The organism is Pseudomonas jessenii, from assembly GCF_002236115.1.
GTDB lineage: Bacteria > Pseudomonadota > Gammaproteobacteria > Pseudomonadales > Pseudomonadaceae > Aquipseudomonas > Aquipseudomonas jessenii.
On sequence record NZ_NIWT01000005.1, the window covers coordinates 492064 to 510794 of the forward strand.

19 protein-coding genes and 1 pseudogene are annotated in these 18731 nt (G+C 60.9%); 11 read left to right on the forward strand and 9 right to left on the reverse strand.

What is annotated here, in order from left to right:
* The first annotated feature begins 6 nt into the window (after window positions 1–6).
* The 5 genes from exbD (at window position 7) to PSJE_RS19110 (ending at window position 5961) form a co-directional block, all read left to right on the forward strand.
* Window positions 7–435 carry a TonB system transport protein ExbD gene (gene exbD, locus PSJE_RS19090; RefSeq protein ID WP_057712735.1) on the forward strand — a complete coding sequence of 143 codons (429 nt, stop codon included), beginning with the start codon at window positions 7–9 and terminating at the stop codon, window positions 433–435.
* Entirely contained in the window at window positions 432–1181 is a 750-nt protein-coding gene (locus PSJE_RS19095) for an energy transducer TonB family protein (protein ID WP_015097375.1), read from the forward strand. The genes exbD and PSJE_RS19095 overlap by 4 nt, the downstream gene beginning before the upstream one ends.
* A 283-nt stretch (window positions 1182–1464) precedes the next feature.
* Window positions 1465–2394 carry a hydrogen peroxide-inducible genes activator gene (locus PSJE_RS19100; protein ID WP_008047093.1) on the forward strand — a complete coding sequence of 310 codons (930 nt, stop codon included), beginning with the start codon at window positions 1465–1467 and terminating at the stop codon, window positions 2392–2394.
* Between the two features lie 9 nt (window positions 2395–2403).
* Window positions 2404–4479 carry an ATP-dependent DNA helicase RecG gene (recG, locus tag PSJE_RS19105; RefSeq protein WP_090452170.1) on the forward strand — a complete coding sequence of 692 codons (2076 nt, stop codon included), beginning with the start codon at window positions 2404–2406 and terminating at the stop codon, window positions 4477–4479.
* A 78-nt stretch (window positions 4480–4557) separates the two neighbouring features.
* A complete protein-coding gene (locus PSJE_RS19110) occupies window positions 4558–5961 on the forward strand; it encodes an aminoacyl-tRNA deacylase and HDOD domain-containing protein (RefSeq protein ID WP_057712733.1) in 1404 nt (467 codons plus the stop codon).
* A 140-nt stretch (window positions 5962–6101) separates the two neighbouring features.
* Here PSJE_RS19110 and PSJE_RS19115 read toward each other — a convergent pair whose 3' ends face one another.
* Window positions 6102–6473, reverse strand: coding sequence for a helicase (locus PSJE_RS19115; protein WP_090452172.1), 372 nt, complete (start codon window positions 6471–6473; stop codon window positions 6102–6104).
* Between the two features lie 202 nt (window positions 6474–6675).
* Here PSJE_RS19115 and PSJE_RS31695 point away from each other — a divergent pair.
* A pseudogene (locus PSJE_RS31695) lies at window positions 6676–6936 on the forward strand (DUF6124 family protein); the annotation flags it as partial.
* A gap of 88 nt (window positions 6937–7024) precedes the next feature.
* Here the strand turns inward: PSJE_RS31695 and PSJE_RS19125 are convergent.
* From PSJE_RS19125 to PSJE_RS19135, 3 genes are all read right to left on the reverse strand, one after another.
* The gene (locus PSJE_RS19125) at window positions 7025–7300 is read right to left on the reverse strand and encodes an HU family DNA-binding protein (protein WP_003195589.1); all 276 of its coding nucleotides are present in this window, start codon (window positions 7298–7300) and stop codon (window positions 7025–7027) included.
* Window positions 7301–7494: 194 nt separating this feature from the next.
* Window positions 7495–8643, reverse strand: a complete 1149-nt coding sequence (locus PSJE_RS19130) for an NAD(P)/FAD-dependent oxidoreductase (RefSeq protein ID WP_008045504.1) — start codon at window positions 8641–8643, stop codon at window positions 7495–7497.
* Between the two features lie 18 nt (window positions 8644–8661).
* The gene (locus PSJE_RS19135; RefSeq protein WP_007995385.1) at window positions 8662–8832 is read right to left on the reverse strand and encodes a rubredoxin; all 171 of its coding nucleotides are present in this window, start codon (window positions 8830–8832) and stop codon (window positions 8662–8664) included.
* A gap of 199 nt (window positions 8833–9031) precedes the next feature.
* Between PSJE_RS19135 and PSJE_RS19140 the strand changes: the two genes are divergently transcribed.
* Together PSJE_RS19140 and ubiA are read left to right on the forward strand one after the other, a co-directional pair.
* Window positions 9032–9595 carry a chorismate--pyruvate lyase family protein gene (locus PSJE_RS19140; protein WP_090452173.1) on the forward strand — a complete coding sequence of 188 codons (564 nt, stop codon included), beginning with the start codon at window positions 9032–9034 and terminating at the stop codon, window positions 9593–9595.
* Window positions 9595–10485 (forward strand): 4-hydroxybenzoate octaprenyltransferase, encoded by an 891-nt coding sequence (gene ubiA / locus PSJE_RS19145; RefSeq protein WP_057712729.1) that lies wholly within the window; start codon window positions 9595–9597, stop codon window positions 10483–10485. The genes PSJE_RS19140 and ubiA overlap by 1 nt, the downstream gene beginning before the upstream one ends.
* 121 nt (window positions 10486–10606) lie before the next feature.
* Here the strand turns inward: ubiA and PSJE_RS19150 are convergent, their stop codons facing one another.
* Window positions 10607–10993, reverse strand: coding sequence for a COG4315 family predicted lipoprotein (locus PSJE_RS19150; RefSeq protein ID WP_090452175.1), 387 nt, complete (start codon window positions 10991–10993; stop codon window positions 10607–10609).
* A gap of 153 nt (window positions 10994–11146) precedes the next feature.
* On the opposite strand from PSJE_RS19150, the gene phoB reads away from it, so the two are divergent.
* The 3 genes from phoB to PSJE_RS19165 all read left to right on the forward strand — a co-directional run bounded on the left by phoB (window position 11147) and on the right by PSJE_RS19165 (window position 14668).
* The gene (gene phoB / locus PSJE_RS19155) at window positions 11147–11836 is read left to right on the forward strand and encodes a phosphate regulon transcriptional regulator PhoB (protein WP_003229608.1); all 690 of its coding nucleotides are present in this window, start codon (window positions 11147–11149) and stop codon (window positions 11834–11836) included.
* An 80-nt stretch (window positions 11837–11916) separates the two neighbouring features.
* Window positions 11917–13203 carry a phosphate regulon sensor histidine kinase PhoR gene (gene phoR, locus PSJE_RS19160; protein WP_219733298.1) on the forward strand — a complete coding sequence of 429 codons (1287 nt, stop codon included), beginning with the start codon at window positions 11917–11919 and terminating at the stop codon, window positions 13201–13203.
* 124 nt (window positions 13204–13327) lie between these two features.
* The gene (locus PSJE_RS19165; protein ID WP_007975205.1) at window positions 13328–14668 is read left to right on the forward strand and encodes a hemolysin family protein; all 1341 of its coding nucleotides are present in this window, start codon (window positions 13328–13330) and stop codon (window positions 14666–14668) included.
* Between the two features lie 67 nt (window positions 14669–14735).
* Here PSJE_RS19165 and PSJE_RS19170 read toward each other — a convergent pair whose 3' ends face one another.
* The 4 genes from PSJE_RS19170 to pstB form a co-directional block, all read right to left on the reverse strand.
* Window positions 14736–15632 (reverse strand): peptidoglycan DD-metalloendopeptidase family protein, encoded by an 897-nt coding sequence (locus tag PSJE_RS19170; RefSeq protein ID WP_090452177.1) that lies wholly within the window; start codon window positions 15630–15632, stop codon window positions 14736–14738.
* A gap of 221 nt (window positions 15633–15853) precedes the next feature.
* Window positions 15854–16756 (reverse strand): response regulator, encoded by a 903-nt coding sequence (locus PSJE_RS19175; RefSeq protein ID WP_090452179.1) that lies wholly within the window; start codon window positions 16754–16756, stop codon window positions 15854–15856.
* A gap of 168 nt (window positions 16757–16924) precedes the next feature.
* Window positions 16925–17686 (reverse strand): phosphate signaling complex protein PhoU, encoded by a 762-nt coding sequence (gene phoU / locus PSJE_RS19180; protein ID WP_057712724.1) that lies wholly within the window; start codon window positions 17684–17686, stop codon window positions 16925–16927.
* A 121-nt stretch (window positions 17687–17807) separates the two neighbouring features.
* The gene (gene pstB, locus PSJE_RS19185) at window positions 17808–18641 is read right to left on the reverse strand and encodes a phosphate ABC transporter ATP-binding protein PstB (protein ID WP_007971742.1); all 834 of its coding nucleotides are present in this window, start codon (window positions 18639–18641) and stop codon (window positions 17808–17810) included.
* Window positions 18642–18731 lie beyond the last annotated feature (90 nt).

An 18731-nucleotide genomic window follows, 5' to 3' on the forward strand; every position in this document is an offset into this window, starting at 1 on the left:
TCGGCCATGGGCCTGCATTTGAAAGAAGGGGCAGACGACGATCTGTCCGAAAACCACGAAATCAACGTTACGCCGTTCATTGACGTGATGTTGGTGCTGTTGATCATTTTCATGGTGGCGGCCCCGCTGGCCACCGTGGACATCAAGGTCGACCTGCCCGCCTCGACCGCCAAGCCGGCTCCGCGGCCAGAGAAACCGGTGTTCCTCAGTGTCAAGGCTGACCAGCGCCTGTTCCTTGGTGAAGACGAAGTGAAGGCCGACGCACTCGGCGCCACCCTCGACGCCAAGACCCAGGGCAAGAAAGACACGACAATCTTCTTCCAGGCCGACAAAGGCGTGGATTACGGCGATCTGATGAGCGTGATGGACAACCTGCGTTCCGCCGGTTACCTGAAGGTAGGTCTGGTCGGACTCGAGACGGCAGCCAAGAAATGATCACGACGCGCCATAAGCTGACGCGTTACAGCGGTAGCCTGGCCGTGGTGCTGGGCGTTCACGCGCTGGCCATCGCGCTGGCGTTGAACTGGTCCGCCCGTCCGCCCATCGAATTGCCCCCTCAGGCAATGATGGTCGAACTGGCACCGGTTCCTGCCCCGCCACCGCCTGCTCCGCCGAAGGTCGTCACCCCGCCGCAGCCACCGGCTCCGGTTGAAGAACTGCCGATACCCAAGCTCGCTGAAGCGCCAAAAGCTGAAATTGCCGTGCCCAAGCCGGTCAAACCCAAGCCGAAGCCGCAACCGCCCAAGCCGGTAGAGAAAAAACCCGAACCGCCGAAGGAAAAACCGGCCGAGGAAAAGCCTGCCGAAACGCAACAGACTCAGGCACCAACGGAGAAATCCGCCCAGCCTGCGCCGGGTCCATCGCCTGCTCAATTGGCGGCCAAGGCCAGTTGGCAAGGCACGCTGTTGGCACACCTGCAGAAGTACAAAAAGTACCCTGCAAGTGCCCAGGCGCGGGGCAAGGAAGGCATGAACCGTCTGCGCTTCGTCGTGGATGCCGAAGGCAATGTGTTGTCGTTTGAGCTGGTAGGAGCCTCGGGCACTGCCGATCTGGACCGGGCCACTCTGGAAATGATCCGTCGCGCCCAACCGCTGCCCAAGCCACCGGCCGACATGCTGACCAATGGCTCCATCGAAATCGTTGCACCGTTTGTTTATTCGCTGGAAAAACGCCGCCGTTAAAACTGTACTGCCCCTGTGGGAGCGAGCTTGCTCGCGATAGCGGTCTAACATTCAACGCAGATGTCGAATGCTGGGCCCTCATCGCGAGCAAGCTCGCTCCCACAGAGATTTCTGCCAGCAGGAAGCTCGCGTTCCAAGCCCAAAAGGCACCGAAAGGTGCCTTTTGCATATCTGCCAGCGGCAAACTGGGATTACCCGGTGTCACTCGACACACTCAGTCTGATAACGTGCGTCTATCGATTGCAGCCGGTATGCTTGGCCCGCAACTACATGGACGCTTGCTATGACCCTCACAGAATTACGCTACATCGTTACCCTCGCCCAAGAGCAGCACTTCGGCCACGCGGCCGAGCGTTGCCACGTCAGCCAGCCGACCCTGTCGGTGGGTGTGAAAAAGCTTGAAGACGAACTCGGTGTGCTGATTTTCGAGCGCAGCAAAAGCGCCGTGCGCCTGACGCCGGTCGGCGAAGGCATCGTGGCCCAGGCCCAAAAGGTATTGGAACAAGCCCAAGGCATCCGCGAACTGGCCCAGGCCGGCAAGAACCAGCTGACCGCCCCACTCAAAGTCGGCGCGATCTACACCGTCGGGCCGTACCTGTTTCCGCATCTGATTCCACAACTGCACCGGGTCGCCCCGCAGATGCCGTTGTACATCGAAGAAAACTTCACCCACGTGCTGCGCGACAAACTGCGCAACGGCGAGCTCGACGCGATCATCATCGCCCTGCCGTTCAATGAAGCCGACGTGTTGACCCTGCAGCTCTACGACGAGCCGTTCTACGTGCTGATGCCGGCGCAGCACCCGTGGACACAAAAGGAATCCATCGACGCCAGCCTGCTCAATGACAAGAGCCTGCTGCTGCTCGGCGAAGGCCACTGCTTCCGCGATCAGGTATTGGAAGCCTGCCCGACCCTGACCAAAGGCAACGACGGCGCCAAGCACACAACCGTGGAATCCAGCTCCCTGGAAACCATTCGCCACATGGTCGCCTCGGGTCTCGGGATTTCGATCCTGCCGTTGTCGGCGGTCGACAGCCATCACTACGCCCCCGGCGTGATCGAGGTGCGTCCGTTGTCGGCACCCGTACCGTTCCGCACCGTGGCCATTGCCTGGCGCGCCAGTTTCCCGCGCCCGAAAGCGATTGAAATCCTCGCCGACTCCATTCGCCTGTGCTCGGTGGCCAAGCCAGCGGCGCAAGTCGCTGCGGGCTAAGCAACGGTCATGAGCGAGTTGTCGCAAGTGTCGGTGACGGCACTCAAGGGTGTCGGTGAAGCCATGGCCGAGAAACTGGCCAAGGTCGGCCTGGAAAACCTCCAGGACGTGTTGTTTCACCTGCCCCTGCGTTATCAGGACCGCACTCGCGTGGTGCCGATCGGCGCACTGCGGCCCGGTCAGGATGCGGTCATCGAAGGCACTGTCAGCGGTGCCGATGTGGTCATGGGGCGTCGGCGCAGCCTGGTGGTCCGGTTGCAGGATGGCACCGGCGGACTCAGCCTGCGCTTCTACCATTTCAGCAACGCGCAAAAGGAAGGCCTCAAACGCGGCACGCGGATTCGCTGCTACGGCGAAGCGCGGCCCGGTGCTTCGGGGCTGGAGATCTACCACCCGGAATACCGCGCCATCACCGGCGACGAACCGCCGCCAGTGGATGAAACCCTGACCCCGGTCTACCCGCTCACCGAGGGCCTGACCCAACAGCGCTTGCGCCAGTTGTGCATGCAGACCCTCACCCTGCTCGGCCCCAGCAGCCTGCCCGACTGGCTGCCGAGCGAACTGGCCCGCGACTACCAACTGGCGCCGCTGGCCGATGCGATCCGCTACCTGCACAACCCGCCCGCCGATGCCGACGTCGATGAACTGGCCCTCGGTCACCACTGGGCGCAGCACCGTCTGGCTTTCGAAGAACTGCTGACCCATCAACTGTCGCAACAGCGCCTGCGAGAAAGCATGCGCGCCCTGCGTGCTCCAGCGATGCCCAAGGCAACGAAGCTGCCAGCCAAATACCTGGCCAACCTCGGCTTCAGCCCGACCGGTGCCCAGCAGCGGGTCGGCAACGAAATCGCCTATGACCTCAGCCAGCACGAACCGATGCTACGGCTGATCCAGGGCGATGTCGGCGCCGGCAAAACCGTGGTCGCCGCCCTTGCCGCACTTCAAGCGCTGGAGGCCGGTTATCAGGTCGCGCTGATGGCGCCCACCGAGATTCTCGCCGAGCAGCACTTCATCACCTTCAAGCGCTGGCTCGAGCCGCTGGGCATTGAAGTCGCATGGCTGGCCGGCAAGCTCAAGGGCAAGAACCGCGTCGCCGCGCTGGAGCAAATCGCCAACGGCACGCCGATGGTGGTCGGCACCCACGCGCTGTTCCAGGACGAAGTGCAATTCAAGAACCTGGCACTGGTGATCATCGACGAACAGCACCGTTTCGGCGTACAGCAGCGTCTGGCCCTGCGGCAGAAAGGCGTCGGCGGGCGCATGTGCCCGCATCAGCTGATCATGACCGCCACGCCGATTCCGCGCACGCTGGCCATGAGTGCCTACGCCGACCTCGACACCTCGATCCTCGACGAACTGCCCCCCGGCCGAACCCCGGTCAACACCGTACTGATCACCGACACCCGGCGGGTCGAAGTCATCGAGCGAGTGCGCAGCGCTTGCGCCGAAGGGCGTCAGGCCTATTGGGTGTGCACGCTGATCGAAGAGTCGGAAGAGCTGACCTGCCAGGCCGCCGAAACCACTTTTGAGGACCTTACCGCCGCCCTCGGCGAACTGAAAGTCGGGCTGATCCACGGCCGCATGAAGCCTGCGGAAAAAGCCGCGGTGATGGCCGAATTCAAGGCCGGCAACCTGCAATTGCTGGTCGCGACCACGGTGATCGAAGTCGGCGTGGACGTGCCCAACGCCAGCCTGATGATCATCGAGAATCCTGAACGCCTGGGCCTGGCGCAATTGCACCAGTTGCGCGGCCGCGTCGGCCGGGGCAGCGCCGTCAGCCATTGCGTGCTGCTCTACCATCCGCCGCTGTCGCAGATCGGCCGCCAGCGCCTGGGCATCATGCGTGAAACCAACGATGGTTTCGTCATCGCCGAAAAGGATCTGGAACTGCGCGGCCCCGGCGAAATGCTCGGCACCCGGCAGACAGGTTTACTTCAATTCAAGGTCGCCGACCTGATGCGCGATGCCGATTTGCTGCCCGCCGTGCGGGATGCCGCCCAGGCATTGCTCGAGCGCTGGCCGACCCACGTCAGCCCGCTACTCGATCGATGGCTGCGTCATGGCCAACAATACGGCCAAGTGTGACAACCGTCACGGTTTCTGAGGCGTGGCCCCAAGCAAGCTGGTTATACTCCTGCAATTGTTTAAGTCCGGATACAGACCATGACCGACGTTGCCTTCGCACCCGACACCCCGCACGCTCCGTCGGTTATTCGGCTGATGCTGGGCAAGTTGGGCATTGCCTACGAAGAAGTGCTGGACCGTCACGGTCTCAATGCCGCGCGCAAAGTGCAGGCTGTTCTCCTGGATGACAGCATTGGCGTATTGATGGTGCTGTTCCCGCAGAGCCAATTGCTGGACCTCAATCGCCTGACCGAACTCACCGGTCGCCGCCTCGCCGCCGTACCCACCGAACGCCTGACAAAAATGCTCGGCAAGCACAATCTCAGCTTGCTGCCGGGCTTGCCGGCGCTGACCAGTTCACCGTGCCTGTATGACGAAAGCCTGCTGCGCGAGCCGAAGTTGCTGATCAACTCCGGTGAGCCGGGCGTGCTGCTGGAAATCACCAGCGAAGACTTCAAGGCGACCATGCTGACCAAGGCCAGCGCCGCCAACTTCGGCGAAAACCTGACCAGCATCCGTCCCAACCTCGACCGCCCCGATGACGACCGCGAGGAAATCACCCAGGCCGTCCAGGCGTTCACCGCACGGCGTATCCAGCAGCGTCTGGAAGCGACCATCGAAATTCCGCCGCTGGCCGAAACCGCGCAAAAAATCATCAAGCTGCGCGTCGACCCCAACGCCACCATCGACGACATCACCGGCGTGGTCGAAACCGACCCGGCGCTGGCCGCACAAGTGGTGAGCTGGGCGGCATCGCCCTACTACGCGTCGCCGGGAAAGATCCGCTCCGTTGAAGACGCCATCGTGCGCGTGCTGGGCTTCGACCTGGTGATCAACCTGGCGCTGGGCCTGGCCCTGGGCAAAACCCTGAGCCTGCCCAAGGACCACCCGCAACACTCCACCCCGTACTGGCAGCAATCGATCTACACCGCCGCCGTCATCGAAGGCCTGACCCGCGCCATGCCGCGCGCCCAGCGTCCGGAAGCCGGCCTGACCTACCTCGCCGGCCTGCTGCACAACTTCGGCTACCTGCTGCTGGCCCATGTGTTCCCGCCGCACTTCTCGCTGATCTGCCGTCACCTGGAGGTCAACCCGCACCTGTGCCACAGCTACATCGAGCAACACCTGCTGGGCATCAGCCGCGAACAAATCGGCGCATGGCTGATGCGCCACTGGGACATGCCCGAAGAACTGTCCACAGCGCTGCGCTTCCAGCACGACCCGGCCTACGACGGCGCCTACGCCGAGTACCCGAACCTGGTCTGCCTGGCCGTGCGCCTGCTGCGCAGCCGTAACATCGGCTCCGGCCCCGACGAAGACATCCCCGACGCCCTGCTCGAACGCCTCGGCCTGAGCCGCGAAAAAGCCAACGACGTGGTAAGCAAAGTGCTGGAAGCCGAGATGCTGCTGCGCGAATTGGCATCGCAATTCACTCAAGGCTGAAAAGCATCGCGAGCAAGCTCGCTCCCACAAGGATCACCAAAACCTTGTAGGAGCGAGCTTGCTCGCGAAAGTCGTCAACGATGACGCGTGCATCCTGGATAACCGCGGGGGGCTTGAGTTTCTCGCGAGCAAGCTCGCTCCTACACCTTCTTCGGCTTCAAATACTTCGTCAGCCCCTGGAACCAGATCACCAGCGCCGGGTTGCCCTTGATCTGAATCGACTTGTCCTGAATCCCCGTCATGAACGCCAGCTGCTTGTTCTTCGCCTGCATCGTGGCAAAGCCATACGCGGCGTCTTTAAAGGCAATCGCAAACGCAGGCTCGGCATGCACACCCGATTGACTGGTGATGCGCTGGTCCTTCACGCGGAAATGCCGCGCCACTTTCCCGTCCAGGGTCTGCAGCTGAAACACCAGGTCCTTGTCACCCAGCTGCTGCTGAAACGCCGGATTATTCCGGCTGGCCTTACCCATCAACAAACCCAGCATCCACAGCAGAAAACGAAATTTCATGCGCACAGCCTCAGAAGGAAAATGAACGGCTGGGGCAGTTTAACGGCTTCAGGCGATAACACCAGTATCTGCTTGCGTTAGAAGAAGATCAGAACTATTACCCTCACGATGACCACCAAGTCACAATTATCAAAACTTCCTTCAAGACCACTCCACACACCACTCCTACACCAAACGAAACACATTCTGTAGGAGCTCAACGAAACGCAGCGGCCAACTCTTCAGCGTCTGCCCGGACATCAACACCGAAGCACTCCTGGCCAACGCCTCGGAAGATCTGCTGTCCATCAGCGCCATTGCCGCTGACCTGGCCGATGATGTAGACGGCTCACGCCGCTCAGTAGCCTTGGCGATCAGTCGAGTGGCTGAGGGGGCGCATTTGCTGGTAGAGCGGGCGCTGGATCATCTGGATGAGCCGGAAATGGCGGCGGTTCTCGCCAAGCAACAAAGCGGGCTTGGCTGATTCGCACCCACAAAAAATGGGCACCCAACCCTGGTTGGCGTGCCCATTTTTTATTCCACTCCCCCGCTACGCGGAAGGTGAAAACGGATTACGGATTAACGCTGTCTTTCAACGATTTCCCAGGCTTGAAAGCAACGGTGTTGCTGGCCTTGATTTTGACGGGTTCACCGGTTTGCGGGTTTTTGCCGGTGCGGGCACCGCGATGGCGTTGCAGGAAGGTGCCGAAGCCCACCAGCGTCACGCTGTCTTTGCGGTGCAGGGCACCGGTGATTTCTTCAAGAACGGCGTTGAGAACGCGGTTGGCTTGTTCTTTGGTGAGGTCTGCTTTTTCAGCAATGGCTGCAGCGAGGTCTGGTTTACGCATGTGAGTGAAGCCCCTTTGACGGTTTGTTGTTGTTATGTCCGTGCTGCTCTCTACGGAGCAGCGCCCAAAGCGCCGCAGATGCTCTACTCTGCGGCAGACGGGAGTGAGGATGGCACGCAGTGAGGCCCCGCGCCAGTATCGGCGCGGCCATTGTTAGGGCAAAAGGGGGGTGATTCCGACAGAACGACCGGTATTTATGCCAACAGGGCCGGAAGCTCTTTGTTCAGGGCCAGTTTTTCCATCACGGCGGCACCGGTGAGGGCGTAACCGAGCAGCTTGCCCGCGGCATCGCGGCATAAAACCTTGATGTCGGCGCCCTGCCCTTCGACTGTCCAGATGCCCTCTGCGCCCCGTGGCGGCGGGGACACCACCAACGGGCAAACCGGGGTCTTGACGGTGATCGGCATCGGGCCATAGGTGACGGCGGTCGGGTTGCCGGCCAGGGTTTGCGCCAGCGCTCGCGCACAGCTCATCAGGGGCATCACGTACAGCAGGTTCAGCCCGTCGACCTCGGCGCAGTCGCCCAGGGCGTAGATGTTGGCGTGGGAGGTCTTCAGGTGCCGGTCGACCATGATGCCGCGGTTGACCTGCAGACCGGCCGCAGCCGCCAGGTCGACGCGCGGTCGCAGGCCAATGGCCGAGACCACCACGTCGCACGGGATCACCTGGCCATCGGACAGGTGCGCTTCCAGGCCGTCAGCCACGCGCTGCAGGCGGTTGAGCACCGGCCCGAGGTGGAAGCGAGCGCCAAGGCTTTCGAGCCCTGCCTGCACCGCAGCGGCGGCCGCCGGGTGCAACAGGGTCGGCATGACTTGTTCGCACGGCGCAACCAGCTGCACTTCGTAGCCACCCAGGGTCAGGTCGTTGGCGAACTCGCAGCCGATCAGGCCGGCGCCGAGCAGCAGCACGCGGCGCTTGCCGGCCGCCGCCGCACGGAAGCGTGCGTAGTCTTCCAGGTCGTTGATCGGGAACACGCAGTCTGCCGCGTCGCCTTCAATGGGTACTCGCACGGTTTCGGCGCCCCAGGCCAGGATCAGGTCGCGGTAGATCACCGCTTCTTCACCGATCCACAAGCGCTTGTGGCCCGGGTCGATGCCGCTGATGCGCGTGTGGGTGCGTATTTCAGCCTTGAGCTGTTCGGCCATGGCGCCGGGTTCGGCCATGCTCAGGCCGTCGGCATCCTTGTTTTTGCCGAAGCCGGTGGAGAGCATCGGCTTGGAGTAGGAGCGCCCGTCATCGGCGGTAATCAGCAGCAGCGGGGTTTCGCTATCGAGTTTGCGAAACTCGCGGGCCACGTTGTAGCCAGCCAGGCCGGTGCCAATGATTACGACAGGTGCGTTCATTCCTTACTCCTCAATTATTCAGGCAGCGATTTCGATCATTTCAAAATCCATTTTGCCCACACCGCAGTCCGGGCACAGCCAGTCTGCCGGGACGTCTTCCCAACGGGTGCCCGGCGCAATGCCGTCATCCGGCCAACCGTCGGCTTCGTTGTAGATCAGGCCGCAGACGATACATTGCCACTTTTTCATCAGGTACTTCCTCAGGGTTCAGGCGTTTTGCCGGCCGGACGGTCGATGGTTGTAGCACTGCCGTCCAACTCAGCGCGTTTTGTACTGATCGGAGCCATCGGATGCAAGCCTGTTCGGCGCAACGGCAGGCCATTTCAATCGATATCGGCGGCTGACATGTTAAGCTCGCCGCCTCATTTGCTGCCAATAATGACTCATTGTGCATCACACAGAATCCCCCTCTCCAGCTCCTCTCTGGCTCTCGCGCAGCGAACTGGCGCCCCTCCCCGATGCCTCCACCCTCGACTGGCTGTTCGACGAAGGCTCGCTGACCAGACGTCTGATTCATCTGTCGAATGACGCCTTCAGCGTCTCGCCGATGTTCGAAGGCTGGCAGCCCCTGCGTGCCGACGAATGCGCAGCACTGGACATGGCCGATGGCAGTGAGGGCTGGGTCCGCGAGGTGTATTTGCGTGGTCATGGCCAGGCGTGGGTGTTTGCGCGCAGCGTGGCGTCACGCAGTGCATTGCAAGGCGACGGCTTGCACATGGACGAACTGGGCAGCCGCTCGCTGGGCGAATTGCTGTTTTGCGATCAGGCCTTCCAGCGCCGGGCCATCGAGGTTTGCCATTATCCGCAAGCGTGGCTGCCCGCCGAGGTGCAATCGCCTGGACTGTGGGGCCGCCGCTCGCGCTTCGACCGCGGCGCCTTGAGCGTTTTGGTGGCCGAAATTTTCCTGCCTTCCCTGTGGGACGCCGCCTGCGCCCAATCGGAGAACCGTTGATGTACCAAAGCCTGCTCAAGTCCTTGAACCGCTTGAACCCTCGGGCCTGGGATTTCATTCAGCTGACCCGCATGGACAAGCCGATCGGCATTTACCTGCTGCTCTGGCCTACGCTGTGGGCGCTATGGATTGCCGGCAAGGGTTCGCCCTCCCTGGCCAACATTGTGATTTTCGTCCTTGGCGTGGTACTGACTCGCGCTGGCGGCTGCGTGATCAACGACTGGGCGGACCGCAAGGTCGATGGTCATGTGAAGCGTACCGAGCAGCGGCCGCTGGTGAGCGGCAAGATCAGCTCCAAAGAGGCACTGGTATTCTTCGCACTGCTGATGGGCGTGAGTTTCCTGCTGGTGCTGTGCACCAATGCCGCGACCATTTGGTTGTCGTTGGGCGGCCTGGCACTGGCGTTCAGTTACCCATTCATGAAGCGCTACACCTATTACCCGCAAGTGGTGCTGGGCGCTGCATTTTCGTGGGGGATGCCGATGGCGTTCACCGCAGAAACCGGTGAATTGCCGGCTGTCGCATGGCTGCTGTGGATCGCCAACCTGATGTGGACCGTGGGTTACGACACGTATTACGCGATGACCGACCGCGATGACGACCTGAAGATCGGCGTGAAATCCACGGCGATTCTGTTCGGCGACGCGGACCGGGCGATCATCCTGACCCTGCAAGGGCTGGCGCTGGGTTGCCTGTTGCTGGCGGGTTCGAAGTTCGACCTCGGTGGCTGGTTCCACCTTGGATTACTGGCGGCCGCGGGCTGCTTTGCCTGGGAGTTCTGGTACACCCGCGACAGGGACCGCATGCGTTGCTTCAAGGCGTTTTTACACAACCATTGGGCAGGGTTGGCGATTTTTGTGGGGATTGTTTTGGATTACGCGGTGCGTTGACGCCATATCGTGTGTAGGGGCGAGCCCGCTCGCGATGAATTTGAAAGCGACGCGGTTATCCAGACAGCCCGCATAATCGTTCACGCTCATCGCGAGCAAGCTCGCTCCTACATGAGATGTCTTACATCTTCGGCCCTTGGAGGACGTGCCAGACCTTGTTCTTCATGTCGCCCGTCTTGTCTCCGGGCTTCTTGTCGTCGTCGTAGTAGTACAGCGGCTTGCCGTCGTAGGCCCATTGCATCGTGCCATCGTCACGCTGGACGACTGTCCATTTACCTTCAGCCTTGGCACCCGCTTCAGCCTTGAGCGGCGGCCAGTGTTTTGCACACTCACCGGTGCATACCGACGTGCCGCCAGTGTCCTTGTCGAACGTGTACAAGGTCATGCCCTTATGGTCGACCATCATGCCGTCTTTCATCATCGCCGGCTCAGCCGCGAAGGCCATGGTCGGCAAGGAAAACGCCGCGACCAGTAGCAGAGCCTTGAAGGATTGCGAGATTTGCTTCATGGAAACCTTCCTTTTGTGGTTGTCAGGATTCGGACTTAAAGCTTAGCCCAGGATCCCGCCAATCGCCGACCGACTAAAATACTGTCACACGACTGCAATAATTCCGTTATCTAATGCGGCGCAAGACAGTTAAATGACAAGAGGATTAAGGGCATGGTTGGCAGGAGCATTCTGATCGTCGACGACGAAGCGCCTATTCGCGAAATGATCGCCGTTGCGTTGGAAATGGCCGGCTATGACTGCCTGGAGGCTGAAAACTCCCAGCAGGCCCACGCCATTATCGTCGACCGCAAACCGGACCTGATCCTGCTCGACTGGATGCTGCCCGGCACGTCCGGCATCGAGCTGGCCCGTCGTCTCAAGCGTGATGAATTGACCGGGGACATCCCGATCATCATGCTCACTGCCAAAGGTGAAGAGGACAACAAGATCCAGGGCCTGGAAGTCGGCGCCGACGACTACATCACCAAGCCGTTTTCCCCCCGTGAGCTGGTAGCGCGCCTGAAGGCCGTGCTGCGCCGTGCCGGCCCGACCGATGGCGAGGCGCCAATCGAAGTCGGCGGCCTGCTGCTGGACCCGATCAGCCACCGGGTGACCATCGACGGCCGTCCTGCCGAGATGGGCCCGACCGAATACCGCCTGCTGCAATTTTTCATGACCCACCAGGAGCGCGCCTACACGCGTGGCCAGTTGCTGGATCAGGTCTGGGGCGGCAACGTCTACGTTGAAGAGCGTACCGTCGACGTGCACATTCGTCGCCTGCGCAAAGCCCTCGGCGATGCTTACGAAAATCTGGTACAAACCGTGCGCGGCACCGGTTACCGCTTTTCTACCAAAGCCTGACCCGGACCTTTACCGCCCGACAAGCTGACAAGGACGCGCGTCAAGTGAACCAAAACTGGCATGGCACCCTGATTCGCCACATGCTGCTGCTGGTCACCGCCTGCCTGGTGATCGGCCTGATTACCGGCTATTACGGCTGGAGCCTCGCCGCAGGCCTGGGTCTTTACCTGGCCTGGACCCTCAAGCAATTGCTGCGTCTGCACGAGTGGCTGCGCCTGCACAAACCCGATGAAGCGCCACCCGACGGCTACGGCCTGTGGGGCGAGGTGTTCGACAGCATCTACCACCTGCAACGCCGCGACCAACGGGTACGCGGGCGCCTGCAAGCGGTGATCGACCGGGTTCAGGAGTCCACCGCCGCGCTCAAGGATGCGGTGATCATGCTCGACACCGACGGCAACCTGGAATGGTGGAACCGCGCCGCCGAAACTCTGCTGGGCCTCAAGACGCCACAGGACAGCGGCCAACCGGTGACCAACCTGGTGCGCCATCCGCGCTTCAAGGAATACTTCGAGCAAGACAGCTACGCTGAGCCGCTGGAAATCCCTTCGCCAACCAACGACCGCGTGCGCATTCAGCTGTACATCACCCGCTACGGCAACAACGAACACTTGATGCTGGTGCGCGATGTGACGCGCATCCATCAGCTTGAGCAAATGCGCAAAGACTTCATCGCCAACGTTTCCCATGAACTGCGCACACCGTTGACGGTGATCTGCGGTTACCTGGAAACCTTGCTCGATAACGTCGACGAGGTGAACCCGCGCTGGGGCCGTGCCTTGCAGCAGATGCAGCAACAAGGCGGACGCATGCAGACCCTGCTCAACGACCTGTTGTTGCTGGCCAAGCTGGAAGCCACCGATTATCCGTCGGACAACCAGCCGGTACCGATCGACGGCTTGCTGCAATCGATCAAGAGTGACGCGCAGCAGTTGTCCGGCCAGAAAAACCAGAACATCACCCTGGAAGCCGACCCGACGATTCTGCTCAAGGGCAGCGAAGCGGAGTTGCGCAGCGCGTTTTCCAACCTGGTGTTCAACGCGGTGAAATACACCCCGGCCGAAGGCAATATCCGTATTCGCTGGTGGGGCGATGACCAGGGGGCGCACCTGAGCGTGCAGGATTCCGGGATCGGCATCGATAACAAACACCTGCCGCGCCTGACCGAACGCTTCTATCGCGTCGACTCCAGCCGCAACTCCAACACCGGGGGCACCGGCCTGGGGTTGGCGATCGTCAAACACGTCTTGTTACGACATCGGGCACGCATGGAAATCAGCAGCGTGCCGGGCCACGGCAGTACCTTTACCTGCCACTTTGCCCCGGCCCAGGTCACCAAATCACGGGTTATCAGCACCGCTGACTGATACCGGCCAGCACGCGCCACTAGGCAACTGGCCGGTCAGCCGCTACATTGGCTGACTTGTGCCTGCCTTTCAGGCGCGGTTTTTTACTTCCCACTCGAATATACGGAACCCGCAAAACTCCATCATGGACCCTTCCCCTGGCTTGACCCTCGCTACAATTTTCGCCGACTTCGGCATGATTCTTTTTGCTCTGATCCTGGTTTTGCTCAACGGATTTTTCGTTGCGGCGGAATTTGCCATGGTCAAATTGCGCTCGACCCGGGTCGAGGCCATCGCTGACAAAAACGGCTGGCGCGGGCACATCCTGCGCACCGTGCACAGTCAGCTCGATGCTTACCTGTCGGCTTGCCAATTGGGTATCACCCTCGCCTCCCTGGGCCTGGGTTGGGTCGGTGAACCCGCGTTTGCCCACATTCTTGAGCCGGTGTTGAGCGCAGTCGGCGTCGAGTCGGCCGAAGTGGTCAAAGGCATCTCGTTCTTCACCGCCTTCTTCATCATTTCGTACCTGCACATCGTGGTCGGCGAACTGGCCCCCAAATCCTGGGCCATCCGCAAACCCGAGTTGCTGTCGCTGTGGACCGCCGTGCCGCTGTACCTGTTCTATTGGGCCATGTACCCGGCCATCTACCTGCTCAACGCCAGCGCCAACACTATCCTGCGCATTGCGGGGCAAGGTGAACCCGGCCCGCATCACGAGCATCACTACAGCCGGGAAGAACTGAAACTGATCCTGCACTCCAGCCGTGGCCAGGACCCGAGCGACCAAGGCATGCGCGTGCTGGCCTCGGCAGTGGAAATGGGTGAACTGGAAGTGGTCGACTGGGCCAACTCCCGCGAAGACCTGGTGACCCTGGAGTTCAACGCACCACTCAAACAGATCCTGGCGATGTTCCGTCGCCACAAGTTCAGCCGCTACCCGGTGTACGACAGCGAGCGCCAGGAGTTCGTCGGCCTGCTGCACATCAAGGATCTGCTGCTGGAACTGGCGGCGCTGGACCACATTCCCGAGTCGTTCAACCTGGCCGAACTGACTCGCCCGCTGGAGCGCGTGTCGCGGCACATGCCGCTGTCGCAGTTGCTGGAGCAGTTCCGCAAGGGCGGCTCGCACTTCGCCGTGGTCGAAGAGGCCGACGGCAACATCATCGGCTACCTGACCATGGAAGACGTGCTGGAAGTGCTGGTCGGCGACATCCAGGACGAACACCGCAAGGCCGAACGCGGGATCCTCGCGTATCAGCCGGGCAAGCTGCTGGTGCGGGGCGATACGCCACTTTTCAAGGTTGAAAGGTTGCTGGGCATCGACCTCGACCACGTCGAAGCCGAAACCCTTGCCGGGCTGGTCTATGAGAGCCTCAAGCGCGTTCCGGAAGAGGAAGAAGTGCTGGAAGTCGAAGGCCTGCGGATCATCATCAAGAAGATGAAAGGGCCGAAGATCGTTCTGGCCAAGGTGTTGATGCTGGATTGATCTGCGGCTGAAGGGCATTTTGTGGCGAGGGGGCTTGCCCCCTCGCCACAGTTGATCACCGAAAACTTCACTTCCCGCCCAACGCAAAGTTGGGCAGCGCACCCACCGGCTGGTTGAACTGGTACGGAATCGATACCAGCCCCAGCCCGGTATTGCGCTGCACCACGAAGTGCAAATGCGGCCCGGTGCTGTTGCCGGTGTTGCCGGACAACGCCAACGCACTGCCTACCGTTACCCGCTGACCTTCCCGAACGCAGACCGAACCTTTCTTCAGGTGCAGGTAAACACCCATGGTCCCGTCATCGTGCAGCACCCGCACGAAATTGCCGGAAGCGTCGGTGCCGCGCCCGCTCTGCCTGTTCTCGGTTTTCACCACCACCCCGCCTCGCGCGGCAATGATCGGCGTGCCCTCAGGCATTGCGATGTCTATGGCATATCGGCTCTTGGGCCCGAAGTGGCTGTAGGGGCCATTGGCGCCCTGACTGATCCGGAATGGTCCACCACGCCAGGGCAACGGGTACCGATAGCCCACCGTGGGCCCAGAGGGGTCGCCCAGGGAGTATTTGAACTTCGGGACGTATGCGAGGGGCCTCCCGCCTTTAGTCGCCGTGAGCCGCGCCAGACGAACGCTGCTGCGTAGCGGTATCACCCGCCGAATCGTCCCGCCCGGCACGCCGCTGGCGTTCTTCACCCCGGCAAAACTCAATTCGACTTCTACCGGCGCATACAGGTCATTGCGCACGTACACGCTGTGCACGCCGTTCTTCTTCATGATGATGAGGCGCACCTGACGCTCAAGGTGCTCGACCATGCCATCGCGAAAAACGAACACATGGGCGCCCTTGCTGGGGCGGTCGCTGTAGGAAACCACGCCATAGGCGTCCTTGGACTTGTAGATGGTCATGGCCACGGCCGAGGTGGCGACCATGAACAAGCCACATAAAAACAGCAGGCGCGTGAACATGAGCAAGGATTCTGTCGAGTGAGATCTGGGATTGAGCCTAGCAGCTGCAATGGACCCGGGTAGTCGGCAGTTGTTTCAGAAAAGGTGTTCAGCAGATGTGCGGTAACAGTGATGGCCCATCGTCGGATCGCCGCCCGGAGCAAGCTCGCTCCCACAAGAGAACGCATTACAAATGTGGGAGCGAGCCTGCTCGCGAAAGCGGACTGTCAGGCGACCTTATATCAAGCGCCAGGAATAAAGTGCTTCTGCGCCGTACCCCGTGCAATCAGGCGGGAGATGTAATCGAGCTTCTGCGCATCCTGGTCGACAAAGCGGAAGGTCAGTTGCAGCCAGTCGCTGTCGGGCTTCGGTTCGTGGGCCACGACGGCGTGCAGGTAACCGTTGAGGCGGGCGATTTCGGCGTTGTCGCCCTGCTCAAGGTCCAGCACGGCGCTGTCGAGGATCTGCGGCAGGGTCTCGGTGCGTTTGACCACCAACAGGGCTTCCTTGAGGCTCAAGGCCTTGATCACACATTGCGCGATGCCGTTCGGCAAACGCAGTTGACCCTGGCCACGGCCACTGGTGGGTGCCGAGGAGGTCGCAGGCGTCTTGACCGGTGGACTGTTGAGCAAGCCTTTGGACGGTGCGGGTGCGACCGTTGGGGTCGCTACGGGTGCCTTGCCACCGGTCAAGGCGGCAAGGGAGTCGTTACCGAAGGCAGGGCTGGTTTTGGTTGCGGCTACGTTGATCAAGGCGTCGAGTTTGCCGACCTTGTGCAGCGCCTGCTTGACCTTGGTGATCAGTTGCTCGTTGGTGAACGGCTTGCTGACGTAACCGGAAACTCCGGCCTGGATCGCCTGGACAACGTTCTCCTTGTCGCCACGGCTGGTGACCATCACGAAGGGCATTGTTTTGAGGGTGTCTTGCTCGCGGCACCAGGTCAGCAGTTCCAGGCCGGACATTTCCGGCATTTCCCAGTCGCACAGGACCAGGTCGAAGGCTTCCTTGGCCAGCATGGCCTGGGCCTTTCTGCCGTTGATCGCGTCTTCAATCCGCATGCCCGGGAAATAGTTGCGCAGGCACTTCTTCACCAGGTCACGAATGAACGACGCGTCGTCCACGACCAACACATTGACCTTACTCATCCAAAACCCCTTTAAAAAATCCCGGCCAGCATACCGCCTTGCTGATGGCACATTGCCAAAAACCTTCAGTCACGCCGGACTTTTCGTTCGCGGGGTGCTGCTTTTCGAATTCGTGAAGCTCAAACAAAAACGCCCGGCCAAAAGGCCGGGCGCTTTACTTGGGCAACCTTACTTATCGTCAGTTTTGCCCGGAACATTAGCGCTTTCGCCGGTTGTTCCTTCGACTTCTTCCTTCATGCGCTTGAGACCCAGGTGCCGCACGTCGGTGCCGCGTACCAGGTAGATCACCAGCTCCGAGATATTGCGCGCGTGGTCGCCGATACGCTCCAGCGAACGCAGCACCCAGATAATGCTCAGAACCCGCGAAATGGAACGCGGATCTTCCATCATGTAGGTAGCCAGCTCACGCAGGGCAGTCTTGTATTCGCGGTCGATGATCTTGTCGTACTGCGCCACCGACAAGGCCAGTTCGGCGTCGAAACGGGCAAAGGCGTCCAGTGCATCGCGGACCATGTTGCGCACCTGGTCGCCGATGTGACGCACTTCGACGTAACCGCGCGGCGCTTCGCCTTCTTCGCACAGCTGGATGGCACGACGGGCGATCTTGGTCGCTTCGTCACCGATGCGCTCCAGGTCGATCACCGACTTGGAAATGCTGATGATCAGGCGCAGGTCGGACGCTGCCGGCTGACGACGGGCCAGAATGCGCAGGCATTCTTCATCGATGTTGCGTTCCATCTGGTTGATCTGGTCGTCGATCTCGCGCACCTGCTGGGCCAGCCCGGAGTCGGCCTCGATCAGCGCGGTCACCGCGTCGTTGACTTGCTTTTCCACCAGCCCGCCCATGGCCAGGAGGTGGCTGCGCACTTCCTCAAGCTCGGCGTTGAATTGCGCGGAAATGTGGTGGGTAAGGCCTTCTTTACTAATCATCTTTTTCGCTCCGCGAAAGTTGCAAGCTTCAAGCTGCAAGCTTCAAGCAGTTATGTACAAGTCCTGGAATCGCACCGCTTCTTTCTTGCCGCTTGCAGCTTGTAGCTCGCGGCGGCCTCAACTAGCCATACCGACCAGTGATGTAGTCTTCGGTCTGCTTCTTCGCCGGATTGGTGAACAGGGTATCGGTGTCGCCAAACTCGACCAGCTTGCCCATGTACATGAAGGCGGTGTAGTCGGACACCCGCGCCGCCTGTTGCATGTTGTGGGTCACGATCACGATGGTGAACTTGGATTTCAGTTCGTAGATCAGCTCTTCGACTTTCAGCGTGGAGATCGGGTCGAGTGCCGAGCACGGTTCGTCGAGCAACAGTACTTCCGGTTCCACGGCAATGGTGCGGGCGATCACCAGACGTTGCTGCTGACCACCGGACAGACCCAGTGCCGACTCGTGCAGACGGTCCTTGACCTCGTCCCACAGTGCCGCGCCTTTCAAAGCCCACTCGACGGCTTCGTCGAGGACGCGCTTCTTGTTGATGCCCTGGATACGCAGGCCGTAAACCACGTTTTCGTAGATGGTTTTCGGGAACGGGTTGGGCTTCTGGAACACCATGCCGACGCGACGACGCAGTTCGGCCACGTCTTCGCCCTTGCGATAGATGTTGTTGCCGTACAGGTTGATCTCGCCTTCAACGCGGCAGCCGTCAACCAGATCGTTCATGCGGTTGAAGGTACGCAGCAGCGTGGACTTGCCACAGCCGGACGGGCCGATGAAGGCGGTCACGCGCTGTTTCGGGATGTTCATGCTGACGTCGTACAGCGCTTGTTTTTCGCCGTAGAACAGGCTCAGGCCCGGCACTTCGATGGCTACGGTTTCCTGCTCGAGGTTCAGGCTCTGTTTGTCGCGACCCAGCGCCGACATGTTGATGCCGTGGGTATGTGCTTCGTGCTGCATGGGAGGCTCCCTGTGCTAACAAATTCGGTTCGGTTGCCACTGGCCAAGGCCCGCGGTTACACAATTCTTTCTGTAGGAGCGAGCCTGCTC